Below are 13,236 nucleotides of genomic sequence, written 5' to 3'. Positions count from 1 at the left end.
GTGTCTCAAGAAATTATGAATCAATCCAAAGAAAAAATGGAAAAAGCCATTGGAGCATTTAACCGTGAGCTTGCTTCCATTCGTGCTGGACGTGCGAGTGCGAATGTGTTAGATCGGATTACGATTGATTATTACGGAGCTCCTACACCGATCAATCAACTTGCGTCTATTAATATCCCGGAAGCACGATTGCTCGTTATCACGCCATATGACAAATCATCTATGGGAGATATCGAAAAAGCGCTTTTGAAATCGGATCTTGGCTTGACACCATCAAATGACGGCTCTATCATCCGTTTGAATTTTCCAGCTTTAACAGAAGAGCGCCGGAAAGAACTGGCGAAACTCGTGAAAAAAGAAGCGGAAGAGGCAAAAGTGGCGATTCGCAACATTCGCCGCGATGCAAATGATGATTTGAAAAAAAGCGAGAAAAACGGCGATCTGACTGAAGATGATCTTCGGGGCTATACAGAAGATGTTCAAAAACAGACGGACGATTATATCCGAAAAGTCGACGAGATTGCCAAGGAAAAAGAACAAGAGATCATGGAAGTGTAAAAAGCAAACCCTCTTGCTGGCAGGAGGGTTTCTTTTTTTGGATTTTATCGCTCCAATTACTACGAAATCGGCATGTATGGTAAAATAGGTTGGAAGAAGCGATATGGGGGATTTTGTATGGCACATAAACAGTGGTTCTGGCAATCAAAAAATGCAGGAGATGTTATGATTTCGGAAGAAGGTATTCCTGTACATATTGCCATCATTATGGATGGAAACGGCCGCTGGGCAAAAAAAAGAGCGTTGCCCCGTATTGCCGGCCATAACGAGGGAATGAAAACCGTGCGGGAAATCACAAGATCCGCAAGCCAGCTTGGCGTCAAAGTACTCACGCTTTATGCATTCTCTACAGAAAATTGGAAACGTCCTAAGCTGGAAGTTGATTTTTTAATGAAGTTACCAGAAGAATTTCTTTCTACGTTCTTACCTGAACTGATAGAAGAAAATGTTCGAGTTGAGATGATTGGCGATATGGAGCAGCTGCCTGATCATACTAAGAAAGCTGTGCAGAACGCAATGAATCGAACAGCTGAAAATGACGGACTTATTCTTAATTTCGCATTAAACTATGGCAGCCGGACCGAACTTGTCCAAGCTGTAAAATCAATTATTCAAGACGTTAAGGAAGAAAGATTAGCTGAGCAGGATGTAACGGATGCAACCATTTCCCGTTATTTAATGACCGGCCATTTGCCGGAACCGGATCTGCTGATTCGGACGAGTGGAGAGCACCGGTTAAGCAATTTTATGTTATGGCAGCTAGCTTATACTGAATTTTTCTTTACGGACGTTCTATGGCCTGATTTTTCTGAAAAACATTTGCTTGAAGCAATTGCTTCGTATCAAAAGAGATCAAGGCGGTTTGGCGGTTTGTCGTAATGGAATGTTGGAGGATTAACTAAAATGAAACAACGAATCGTTACAGGAATTATTGCGGCTGCCGCATTTTTGCCAATTGTGCTGCTTGGCGGCCGGCCATTTATTCTTCTTGTTTATATAATGAGCGCAGTTGCAGTAATGGAAGCATTAAAATTAAAAAAAATCCCTGTTTTTTCAATGCCGGGTTTTTTATCAATCCTGCTTTCCTTTATTATTCTTGTCCCTCAGAGTGGATCAGATGAATGGACCTTTTTAGGATTGGGAAAACTGGAATACCTTGTTTTATTTGTTTTATTCTTTCTTGTAAATACGGTTATCACAAAAAATCATTTTACGTTTGATGACGCAGCTTATTGTGTTCTGCTGCCGTTATACATTGGCTTTGGCTTCTCTTATTTGATCGAAACGAGAGAAGCGGGCATCGCGTTTGTGTTTTTTGCCCTTCTTATTACGTGGGCATCAGACTCAGGTGCTTATTTCATTGGCCGTTCATTTGGAAAACGAAAGCTTTGGCCGGACATAAGCCCAAATAAAACATTGGCTGGTTTTTATGGGGGCATCGCTTCAGCAGTTCTTGTCGCTGCCGTCTTTTTATTTATTTTGGACTTTAAGGCGCCGGCCATATGGGTACTGGCTGCTGCTGCTATTTTATCCGTCGCCGGACAAGTTGGGGATTTAGCTGAATCTGCACTAAAGCGTCATTATAACGTAAAAGATTCCGGAAACCTGCTGCCGGGACACGGAGGTATTTTAGATCGGACAGACAGCTGGCTCTTCGTATTTCCATTGTTACATATGCTTCAATTATTGTAGGAGGATGATGTATTGAAAACAATAAGTTTGTTAGGGGCGACCGGGTCTATCGGAATACAGACACTTGACATAATCCGTCAGCATCCGGATTCGTTTCGATTATCCGCTTTTTCCGCAGGACGAAATGAACGCGTTGCGGAAAAGATGATTGCTGAATTTAATCCCGCACTTGTGTCGGTTTTAGAGAAAGATACAGCCGATCGTCTACAATCGAATTTCCCCCATGTAAAGGTTCTGTATGGAAAGAAAGGGCTCGAAGCGGTAGCCGTTCATGCAGAGGCTGATACACTCGTCAATGCAGTGATTGGCAGTGTTGGACTTGAACCGACTTTAAAGGCGATTGAAGCGGGGAAAAATATTGCCATTGCAAATAAAGAAACACTCGTGACAGCCGGCCATATTGTCACAGCGGCTGCAAAAAGAGCTGGAGTTCATTTATTGCCGGTAGACAGTGAACATTCGGCTATCTTCCAAAGCCTGCAAGGTGAACAGGAAAAAAACATAAGCCGCCTCATTTTAACAGCCTCAGGTGGAAGCTTCCGTGATAAAAAACGGGAAGAATTGAAACAGGTGACAGTGGAAGAAACATTAAACCATCCAAACTGGTCAATGGGGGCGAAAATTACAGTCGATTCTGCTACAATGATGAACAAAGGGCTTGAAGTGATTGAAGCTCACTGGCTGTTTAACTTGCCATATGATCAAATTGATGTCCTGCTGCATCGGGAAAGCATTATTCATTCCATGGTTGAATTTCTTGATCGATCGGTCATGGCGCAGCTCGGTTCACCTGATATGCGGGTGCCGATTCAATACGCTTTGACATGGCCGGACCGGCTGCCGCTTCCGGACACGAAGGTATTAAATTTGGCGGAAATCGGTCAGCTTCATTTTCAGGAAGTGGATTTTGAGCGGTACCGGATGCTTTATCTTGCTTATGAAGCAGGAAGAACAGGTGGAACAATGCCGGCGGTTATGAACGCAGCAAATGAAGAAGCAGTTGCGGCTTTTCTGGATCGAAAGCTTTCATTTCTGCAAATTGAAGAAATGGTAGAACGGGTAATGGAACATCATTCACCTGTGCCATCACCTGAACTAGGGACTATTTTGGAAGCAGATGCACAGGCAAGGGCGACAGTACGCTCATTTTTATTCCGCACGTAGGATAGAAGTTTCACTTTATAATAAAAAAGGTGGTTAGAAACGTTTGAATACCGTCATAGCGTTTATCGTTATATTTGGATCGCTTGTTTTTTTCCATGAGCTGGGCCATTTTATATTTGCAAAAAGAGCCGGCATTTTATGTCGTGAATTTGCAATTGGCTTCGGACCAAAAGTATTTGCCCACAAAAAAGGGGAAACCGTTTGGACCATTCGCCTTCTTCCGCTTGGCGGGTATGTACGAATGGCGGGTGAAGACCCGGAAATGACAGAATTAAAAGCCGGTCAGCGGATCGGAGTTGTATTTAACGAAAAAGAAGAAGCGGTTAACCTCATCGTGAATGGAAGAGATCGTTTTCAGGATGCCCGGGTCATTGAGATTGAGAAGGCAGATCTTGAACATGGCCTGACAATCAGCGGTTATGAAGAAGGGGAAGAAGAATTAAAAACCTATCCGGTTCATCGTGAAGCGCTTGTCACAGAAGATCGCTTAAGTACACAAATTGCGCCGTATGACCGTCAGTTTAATTCAAAAACGCTGCCGCAGCGGGCAATGGCCATTTTTGCGGGACCATTGTTTAACTTTATTCTCGCTTTTATTGTCTTTGTTGTGCTGGCCATGATTCAAGGGATTCCGACGAATGAGCCCGAACTTGGCGAAGTCATTAATGAAGGGGCAGCTGTTGAAGCCGGTTTACAAGAAGGCGACCGTGTTGTCTCTATTAATGGAGACAGCATGGCGTCCTGGGAAGAAATCGTCACCGTTATTCAAAAAAGCCCGGATGAAGAATTAACGTTTGTCATTGACCGGGAAGGAGAAGAACGGACGGTGGCGGTTACGCCATCTGCGGAAGAAGCAGATGGTAAAACATTTGGACGTATTGGCGTATATAGTCCATTTGAACATTCTATTATCGGCTCATTTACGTACGGTGCCAAAGAAGTATACAATTGGACAAAGCTTATTTTTGGAGTTCTTGGTACGATTTTGACCGGTCAATTTTCAATTGATGATTTGTCCGGACCTGTTGGCATTTATGTATCGACCGATACGGTTGCTCAATCCGGTATCTTGAATTTAGCAAAATGGGCCGGCGTATTAAGTATTAATTTAGGTATTATGAACTTGCTGCCGCTTCCGGCTCTTGATGGCGGACGCCTTATGTTTTTCTTTTATGAAGCGGTGCGTGGAAAACCCGTGGACCGTCAAATGGAAGGCATGGTGCACTTTGTCGGATTTGCATTGCTCATGCTGTTAATGATTGTTGTTACGTGGAACGACATTCAGCGGTTCTTTTTACAATAACTTATTATGATCATAGTCGAGGTGCGATTGAATGAAACAAAGCAAAACGTTAATTCCAACAATGCGGGAAGTGCCGGCTGATGCGGAAGTAAAAAGCCATCAGCTCCTTCTTCGCGCCGGTTTTATTCGGCAAAATGCGAGCGGTGTATACAGCTATTTGCCGCTTGGAAAAAAAATGCTCCGCAAAGTAGAAGAGATTGTTCGTGAAGAAATGGACGATGCGGGGGCAGTTGAACTTCTAATGCCGGCTTTGCAGCAGGCAGAGCTTTGGCAGGAATCGGGCCGCTGGCAAACGTACGGACCGGAATTGATGCGCTTAAAAGACCGTCATTCTCGTGATTTCGCACTCGGCGCGACACATGAAGAAGTCATTACCTCACTTGTCCGTGATGAAATCAAGTCCTATAAACGTCTGCCATTGACGTTGTATCAAATTCAAACGAAGTTTCGTGATGAAAAGCGCCCTCGCTTTGGTTTGCTACGCGGCCGTGAATTTGTGATGAAGGATGCGTATTCATTTCATTCATCACAGGCAAGTTTAGACGAAGTGTACGACCGCTTGTTTGAAGCGTATTCTAATGTATTCCGCCGGTGCGGATTGAATTTCCGGGCTGTTATTGCTGATTCGGGTGCGATGGGCGGCAAAGACACTCATGAATTTATGGTTCTTTCTGAAATTGGAGAGGATACAATTGCTTATTCGGATGCATCAGATTATGCAGCCAATGTTGAGATGGCTCCTGTTGTAACGGTTTATGAAAAAAGCAATGAAGCGTTAAAGCCGCTCCAAAAAGTAGAAACGCCAGACTCAAAAACGATTGAATCTGTCGGCAAATTTTTAAATGTTTCTGCTGAACAGTGCATTAAAACACTCCTTTTTAACGTGGACGATGAAATGGTTGTTGTGCTGGCGCGTGGAGATCATGAAATTAACGATATTAAATTAAAAAATGTCCTAAATGCGAAAACGGTTGAAATGGCAGAGGAAGAAGATGCGGTTAAATTATTCGGTGCTTCTTTTGGTTCACTTGGCCCGGTTCGCCTTCCTGACGGCATAAAAATTTTAGCCGACAATGCTGTTCAGTCAATGGCAAACATCGTCTGCGGCGCGAATGAAAATGGATGGCACTATGTGAATGCCAACATGGAGCGTGACTTTAATGTAACAGAATTTGCGGATCTTCGCTTTATTTTAGAAGGAGACCCGTCTCCGGATGGTGAAGGGACCATTCAATTTGCCAAAGGCATTGAAGTCGGCCACATTTTCAAGCTCGGCACACGTTATAGTGAAGCGATGAATGCTGTTTATTTAGATGAGAATGGACGAACACAGCCGATGATTATGGGTTGCTACGGCATCGGTGTATCCCGTATTGTTGCGGCGATTGCAGAACAATTTAACGACGAAAATGGCTTTGTCTGGCCGGTAAACTTAACACCCTTTGATGTGCATGTGATTCCGGTTAATGTGAAGGACGAGGCACAAGTAAAAGCAGCAGACGATATGTACGCAGCATTGCGTTCTGCCGGTATGACCGTACTGCTTGACGACCGTGCCGAACGGGCGGGTGTTAAGTTCACAGACAGTGATTTAATTGGCCTGCCCATCCGTGTAACTGCAGGAAAAAAAGCGGCTGAAGGCATTGTTGAAATTAAAGTTCGTAAAACAGGAGAAGTTGTTGAAGCGCCTGTTAATGAGGTTGTGCAGGTTGTACGTGACTTGCAGGCTGCACTTTAAAAAGAAAAAGGATGACCGGCATGTGCCGCTCATCCTTTTCTGTGTAAGGGGGAAATGAAATGAATGGAGAAGCATCAAGCGGCCGCAGCCGGTTTTTAATTTTACTTGACCAGCTTCGTTTGACAGAAGATGCGGTTGTACGCCATTTTGACCAAATTGAAATAAAAAAACTGACTGTATTAAAGCAGGAGAAAAAGTGGCACTTTGTTTTTTTAGCGCCGACATTAATCCCATGCAGTGTATTAATGCGATTTTCTGACGCGCTCACCGGCACTTTTTCGTCTTTTGCATCGATTACTTTCTCGATTGAAATAGAGGAACGGGCCTGTACACCTGATCAAATTACCGACTACTGGCAATATTGCGTTCGCCAGCTTGATGGAATCGCTCCGCCGCTTTTAGCTGCATTAAATGAGCAAAAGCCCGGTGTATCGGGAACAAAGCTGGTGATCCGTACTGAAAGTGAAATGGAAGGAATGGCGCTGAAAAATAAATATGGCCGCCGCCTTTGTGATATATACGAAAGCCTCGGTTTTCCGCCGCTGACTTTTGATATACAAGTATCAGAAAACACACGAAATGAAGAATATGAAAAGTTTTTGGAAGAAAAACGGAAAGAAGACGCCGAGCGGGCACGGCAGGCTGTTATTGATATGCAGAACCGCGCGAAAGACCAAGATACTACCGCAGAGGATTCAGGTCCTGTTACAATCGGCTATACGATCAAAGCGGATGCGGAATTTAAAAAGCTTGAAGAAATTATCGATGAAGAACGCCGCATTGCATCAGAGGGATACATTTTTGATGCAGAAACGAAAGAGCTGCGAAGCGGCCGCACATTGCTAACTTTTAAAATTACAGATTACACTGATTCATTAATGGTTAAAATGTTTTCGCGTGATAAAGAAGACGCGGCGATGTTTAACCGTGTGAAAAAAGGCATGTGGGTACGCGTCCGCGGGTCCGTGCAAAATGATACGTTCGTCCGGGATCTTGTTATGATAGCCAATGACATTAATGAAATTCGTCCACCAATGCGGGAAGATACCGCTGAAGAAAAGCGGGTGGAGTTACACCTTCATTCACCAATGAGTCAAATGGACGCGGTGTCGTCTGTAAGCACACTGGTTGGCCAGGCAAAAAAATGGGGCCATACAGCGATCGCGATTACCGATCATGCGGTTGCACAATCGTTTCCGGAAGCATACAGTGCCGGCAAAAAAAATGGTGTGAAAATCTTGTACGGCATGGAAGCAAACCTTGTTGATGATGGTGTTCCTATTGCGTATGAGGATGCGGACCGGGAACTGGCTACAGATACATATGTTGTATTTGACGTCGAAACGACCGGGCTTTCTGCAGTATATGACACGATTATTGAGCTGGCCGCAGTGAAAATTAGAGACGGCGATATCATTGACCGGTTCGAGCGGTTTGCCAATCCACATCACCCGCTTTCTGCCACAACGATTGAATTGACAGGTATTACCGACGACATGGTGAAAGACGCACCGGATGTAGACGTGGCACTCCGAGACTTTAAAGAGTGGTCCGGCGATGCAATATTGGTCGCGCATAACGCATCATTTGATATGGGTTTTATTCAAACAGGCTATGAGAAATATGGAATCGGCCGCACTTCGAGTCCAGTTATTGATACGCTTGAACTGGCAAGGCTGATCTATCCTGATATGAAGAACCACCGCCTGAATACACTGGCAAAAAAATTCGATGTGGAATTAACGCAGCATCACCGTGCGATTTACGATGCGGAAGCGACCGGCTATATTTTGCTGAAGCTGTTAAAAGATGCGGATGAAAAAGGCATTAAAAAGCATAATGAATTCAATAATTATATGGGAGAAGGCGGCGCGTATAAACGGGCTCGCCCCTATCATTGCACCATTCTCGCTCAAAATGCTGAAGGGTTAAAAAACTTATTTAAGCTCGTTTCACTGTCACATATTAACTACTTTTACCGTGTGCCGCGTATCCCGCGTTCTGTTTTGCAGAAACACCGGGAAGGCTTGTTAATCGGCTCAGGCTGCAACAAAGGTGAAGTGTTCGAAGCAATGATGCAAAAAGGGATGGATGAAGCGCGCAGGGCGGCTGAGTTTTATGATTACCTTGAAGTGCAGCCAAAACCAGTTTATGCTCCGTTAATTGAAATGGAGCTTGTGCGTGATGAAGCAGGACTTGAAGACATCATTCAAAATATTTTAACGGTCGGGGAAGAGCAGAACAAACTTGTGGTTGCGACCGGCAACGTTCATTACTTAAATGAGGAAGACAAAGTGTACCGCCATATTTTAATTTCTTCTATGGGCGGAGCGAATCCGTTAAACAGGCAGACACTTCCAGACGTTCATTTTCGAACGACGGATGATATGCTTGATGCTTTTTCTTTTTTAGGAAAAGAAAAAGCGCATGAAATAGTCGTTGCCAATACAAATAAAATCGCCGATATGATTGAAGATGTAAAACCGATTAAAGATGACTTGTATACACCGAAAATTGACGGCGCTGACGAAGAAATGCGTGAAATGAGCTATGGCATGGCCCGGAAAATTTATGGAGATGAACTGCCGGAAATCGTTGAAGCACGGCTTGAAAAGGAATTAAAAAGTATTATTGGCCACGGGTTTGCAGTTATTTACTTGATTTCCCATAAACTTGTGAAAAAGTCGCTCGATGACGGCTATCTTGTCGGTTCGCGCGGCTCTGTCGGTTCGTCTTTTGTTGCAACGATGACGGAAATTACGGAAGTAAATCCACTTCCGCCGCATTATGTTTGCTCAACGTGCAAAAAATCGGAGTTTTTCGATGACGGTTCCGTTGGATCAGGGTTTGACCTGCCGGATAAAGATTGCCCGAATTGCGGCATTCCGTTCAAAAAAGACGGTCACGACATCCCATTTGAAACGTTTCTTGGCTTTAAAGGCGATAAAGTACCGGATATTGATTTGAACTTTTCCGGTGAATATCAGCCACGTGCTCACAACTACACAAAAGAACTATTTGGAGAAGAGTATGTGTTTAGAGCAGGAACAATCGGCACGGTGGCAGAAAAAACAGCATACGGATACGTGAAAAAGTATGCGGAGGAATATACGAAACAATACCGCAGCGCAGAAGTAGACCGGCTTGTATCCGGCTGCACAGGTGTGAAGCGGACGACCGGCCAGCATCCAGGCGGTATTATCGTTGTTCCGGACTATATGGATATCTTTGATTTTTCGCCGATTCAATACCCGGCCGATTCCGATAAATCAGAATGGAAAACAACACATTTTGACTTCCATTCCATTCACGATAATTTGCTGAAGCTTGATATTCTTGGACACGATGACCCAACTGTGATCCGGATGCTGCAAGATTTATCAGGTATTGATCCAAAGACAATACCAACCGATGATCCGGAAGTGATGAAAATTTTCAGTGGAACCGAGTCACTTGGTGTAACGGAAGAGCAAATCATGTGCAAAACGGGTACACTTGGGATCCCAGAGTTTGGCACTCGTTTTGTCCGGCAAATGCTTGAAGAAACGAAACCAACAACCTTTTCCGAACTTGTGCAAATTTCCGGTTTATCTCATGGTACGGACGTTTGGCTTGGCAACGCGCAGGAGCTTATTCAAAAAGGAATTTGCCAGCTGTCTGATGTAATCGGCTGCCGGGATGATATTATGGTCTACTTAATTTATCAGGGACTTGACCCCGCTTTTGCGTTTAAAATAATGGAATCTGTCCGTAAAGGAAAAGGGCTCTCTGATGAAATGGAAGAAGAAATGCGTAAAAACGAAGTGCCGGAATGGTATATTGATTCTTGTAAAAAGATCAAATACATGTTCCCGAAGGCCCATGCCGCTGCGTACGTTTTAATGGCAGTGCGGATTGCGTACTTTAAAGTGCATTTACCGCTTCTTTACTACGCTGCTTATTTTACTGTCCGGGCAGAGGACTTTGACATTGATGTCATGTCAAAGGGCTCATCGGCGATTAAGGCGCTTCTGCAGGAAATTAATACAAAAGGGCTGGATGCATCACCGAAAGAGAAAAACTTGATGACCGTTCTTGAATTGGCACTTGAAATGGTAGAAAGGGGCTTTACGTTTAAAAAAGTCGACCTGTACCGCTCAAGTGCAGACGAATTTGTTATTGATGGGAATTCACTTATTCCTCCATTTAATGCGCTGCCTGGACTTGGAACAAATGCGGCAAAAAATATTGTGGCATCACGGGCAAATGGTGAGTTTTTATCAAAAGAAGATTTGCAGCAGCGAGGTAAAGTATCAAAGACGATTATGGAGTATTTGGATAAGATGGGCTGTTTGGACGCATTGCCTGATCAAAACCAGTTGTCGTTATTTTGATGCCCGTTTGCAAAAAGGGCTTATTTATGGTATCCTTTAAGATGGAAATTGCATGATAACTCTCTTCGAAAGAGTGGGCCGCCCCCACTCTTTCGTGTTTGTTGCGGGGATGTTCCGAAACAAATTTTTTCATGCGGGAGGACAAAAAATGAGTAAAATCATCGAAACGGTGGAACAAATCGCCGTACCAATCATTGAAGAATTAAACCTTGAACTGGTTGAAGTTGAGTATGTAAAAGAGGGTAAAAACTGGTTTTTGCGTCTGTACATTGACAAAGAAAATGGCATCGACATTGAAGAATGTGCGGTTGTAAGCGAACGGGTAAGTGAACAGCTTGATGCACTCGATCCAGACCCGATTCCGAATAACTATTTTCTTGAAGTATCTTCACCGGGCGCGGAACGGCCATTAAAAAAACAGCAGGATTTTGAACGCGCTGTTGGCAAGCATGTCAATATTAAGCTTTATGAGCCGCTCGATGGGGAAAAAACCTATGAAGGAACGCTTCTTTCATTTGTTGACGATGAATTGACTGTGGAATACATGGTCAAAACACGTAAAAAACAAATTTCCGTTCCGCTCAGCAAAGTGGCAAAAGCGCGTCTCGCTGTCACATTTTAAAAAAATTTAATAAGATATGGATGTAAGGAGGCTTTTTGGCCAATGAGTTCAGAATTATATGATGCACTTCTTTATCTTGAAAAAGAAAAAGGCATTGAGCGCAGTTTGCTAATCGAAGCAATTGAAGCGGCACTCGTATCAGCGTATAAACGCAACTTTAACCAGGCGCAAAACGTACGGGTGGAGTTAAATTTAGAAGGCGGCTCTATGCGTGTATTTGCCCGCAAAGAAGTTGTAGACGAAGTGTTTGACTTCCGTTTGGAAATCGCTTTGGCTGATGCGGTGCAAATTAACCCCGCCTACGAAATCGGCGACGTTGTTGAATTGGAAGTAACACCGAAAGATTTCGGCCGCATCGCAGCACAAGCTGCCAAGCAGGTTGTTACACAGCGTGTCCGTGAAGCAGAACGGGGCATTATTTATTCGGAATTTATCGATCGTGAAGAAGACATTATGACTGGCATTGTTCAGCGTCAGGATGCCCGCTTTATTTATGTAAGTCTTGGCAAAATCGAAGCGCTTTTGCCACAGGCGGAGCAAATGGCGAATGAAACGTACAAACCGCATGACCGCATAAAAGTGTTTATTACAAAAGTGGAACGGACGACAAAAGGGCCGCAAATTTATGTATCTCGTACGCATCCCGGCCTTTTAAAACGCTTATTCGAAATTGAAGTGCCGGAAATTTTTGATGGCACAGTTGAAATTCGGTCCGTTTCCCGTGAAGCGGGCGATCGTTCAAAAATTTCCGTATATGCCCAAAATCCGGAAGTTGATCCAATCGGTGCCTGTGTCGGTCCGAAAGGAAACCGGGTTCAAGCAATTGTGAATGAATTAAAGGGCGAAAAAATCGATATCGTTGAATGGTCGGAAGATCCAGTGGTTTTTGTAGCGAATGCGCTTAGTCCGGCAAAAGTTATTGAAGTAAATGTCGATGAAGAAAATAAAGCAACAACGGTAATTGTACCGGATTACCAATTGTCGCTTGCGATTGGCAAACGCGGTCAAAATGCTCGTCTTGCCGCGAAATTAACCGGCTGGAAAATTGACATTAAGAGCGAAACAGATGCCCGTGAGGCAGGGATTTATCCAAGTGGGAACAGTGTTATGCGGGAAGAAGATGACGCTTCATCTGCTGATGATAACCTTGAAGATTTCTTTTCGGAAGAAATCGAATAAGGAGGTGCATCACAATGCCAGTACCTAAAAAGGTTCCGCTTAGAAAATGTGCGGCAACAGGTGAAATGAAGCCGAAAAAGGAGATGATCCGCATCGTTCGTTCAAAAGAAGGCGAGGTGTCCGTAGACCCGACTGGCAAAAAATCGGGACGCGGCATATATGTCTCCAAAACGAAAGAAGCGGTTGAAGCGGCCAAAAAGAAAAATGTGCTTGCGCGGCAGCTCAGCGCGGATATTCCGCCATCGATCTATGATGAACTGCTTGATCTTGTTATGAAAGGCAGCAGCTAACATGGCGGCGCATCCATGGGCATCTTTTCTCGGTCTTGCAAACCGTGCCGGAAAGCTCATTACTGGTGAAGAAATGACCGTAAAAGAAATTCAGCGTGGCAGCGCAAAGCTGATTTTATTATCAGAAGATGCATCACGCAATACAGAAAAGAAAATAACGGATAAAGCGGCTTTTTACAAAGTACCGGTTCGTCGCGTAGAGAATCGTGAAGTGCTCGGACAGGCCATTGGCAAAGAAGCGCGTGTTGTGGTCGCCGTGACAGACGCCGGTTTTGCTAAAAAGCTCAAAACGCTTATCGATGGGGAATAACAGTTGA

The 13,236-nt window shown here is 44.1% G+C and carries 11 protein-coding genes; all 11 read left to right on the top strand.

The annotated features are described in order from the left end of the window. Positions 1-15 precede the first annotated feature (15 nt). The 11 genes from frr to BA724_RS14335 all read left to right on the top strand — a co-directional run bounded on the left by frr (position 16) and on the right by BA724_RS14335 (position 13,229). The gene (gene frr, locus BA724_RS14385) at positions 16-558 is read left to right on the top strand and encodes a ribosome recycling factor (RefSeq protein WP_425389037.1); all 543 of its coding nucleotides are present in this window, start codon (positions 16-18) and stop codon (positions 556-558) included. A gap of 165 nt (positions 559-723) precedes the next feature. Next, positions 724-1,437, top strand: a complete 714-nt coding sequence (locus BA724_RS14380) for an undecaprenyl pyrophosphate synthase (protein ID WP_425389036.1) — start codon at positions 724-726, stop codon at positions 1,435-1,437. 24 nt (positions 1,438-1,461) lie between these two features. Continuing rightward, on the top strand, positions 1,462-2,250 hold the full coding sequence (locus tag BA724_RS14375; protein WP_069939370.1) for a phosphatidate cytidylyltransferase: 789 nt from the start codon (positions 1,462-1,464) through the stop codon (positions 2,248-2,250). Positions 2,251-2,262: 12 nt separating this feature from the next. Further along, entirely contained in the window at positions 2,263-3,414 is a 1,152-nt protein-coding gene (dxr, locus tag BA724_RS14370; protein WP_069939369.1) for a 1-deoxy-D-xylulose-5-phosphate reductoisomerase, read from the top strand. Between the two features lie 43 nt (positions 3,415-3,457). Next, positions 3,458-4,717 carry an RIP metalloprotease RseP gene (rseP, locus tag BA724_RS14365; RefSeq protein WP_069939368.1) on the top strand — a complete coding sequence of 420 codons (1,260 nt, stop codon included), beginning with the start codon at positions 3,458-3,460 and terminating at the stop codon, positions 4,715-4,717. Positions 4,718-4,748: 31 nt separating this feature from the next. Beyond that, the gene (locus tag BA724_RS14360; RefSeq protein WP_069939367.1) at positions 4,749-6,455 is read left to right on the top strand and encodes a proline--tRNA ligase; all 1,707 of its coding nucleotides are present in this window, start codon (positions 4,749-4,751) and stop codon (positions 6,453-6,455) included. Between the two features lie 59 nt (positions 6,456-6,514). Then, positions 6,515-10,828 (top strand): PolC-type DNA polymerase III, encoded by a 4,314-nt coding sequence (locus tag BA724_RS14355; RefSeq protein ID WP_069939366.1) that lies wholly within the window; start codon positions 6,515-6,517, stop codon positions 10,826-10,828. A 148-nt stretch (positions 10,829-10,976) separates the two neighbouring features. Continuing rightward, a complete protein-coding gene (rimP, locus tag BA724_RS14350) occupies positions 10,977-11,450 on the top strand; it encodes a ribosome maturation factor RimP (RefSeq protein ID WP_069939365.1) in 474 nt (157 codons plus the stop codon). A 42-nt stretch (positions 11,451-11,492) separates the two neighbouring features. Continuing rightward, positions 11,493-12,629: a transcription termination factor NusA gene (nusA, locus tag BA724_RS14345; protein ID WP_069939364.1), complete on the top strand. Its 1,137-nt coding sequence runs from the start codon at positions 11,493-11,495 to the stop codon at positions 12,627-12,629. A gap of 14 nt (positions 12,630-12,643) precedes the next feature. Continuing rightward, a complete protein-coding gene (gene rnpM / locus BA724_RS14340; protein ID WP_069939363.1) occupies positions 12,644-12,919 on the top strand; it encodes an RNase P modulator RnpM in 276 nt (91 codons plus the stop codon). 1 nt (position 12,920) lies between these two features. Continuing rightward, positions 12,921-13,229, top strand: a complete 309-nt coding sequence (locus tag BA724_RS14335; protein WP_069939362.1) for a YlxQ family RNA-binding protein — start codon at positions 12,921-12,923, stop codon at positions 13,227-13,229. The last annotated feature ends 7 nt before the right edge of the window (positions 13,230-13,236 follow it).

Origin of the sequence: Domibacillus iocasae (assembly GCF_001750285.1) — a bacterium.
Classification (GTDB): domain Bacteria; phylum Bacillota; class Bacilli; order Bacillales; family Domibacillaceae; genus Domibacillus; species Domibacillus iocasae.
This window is presented reverse-complemented; position numbering and strand designations above follow the sequence as displayed.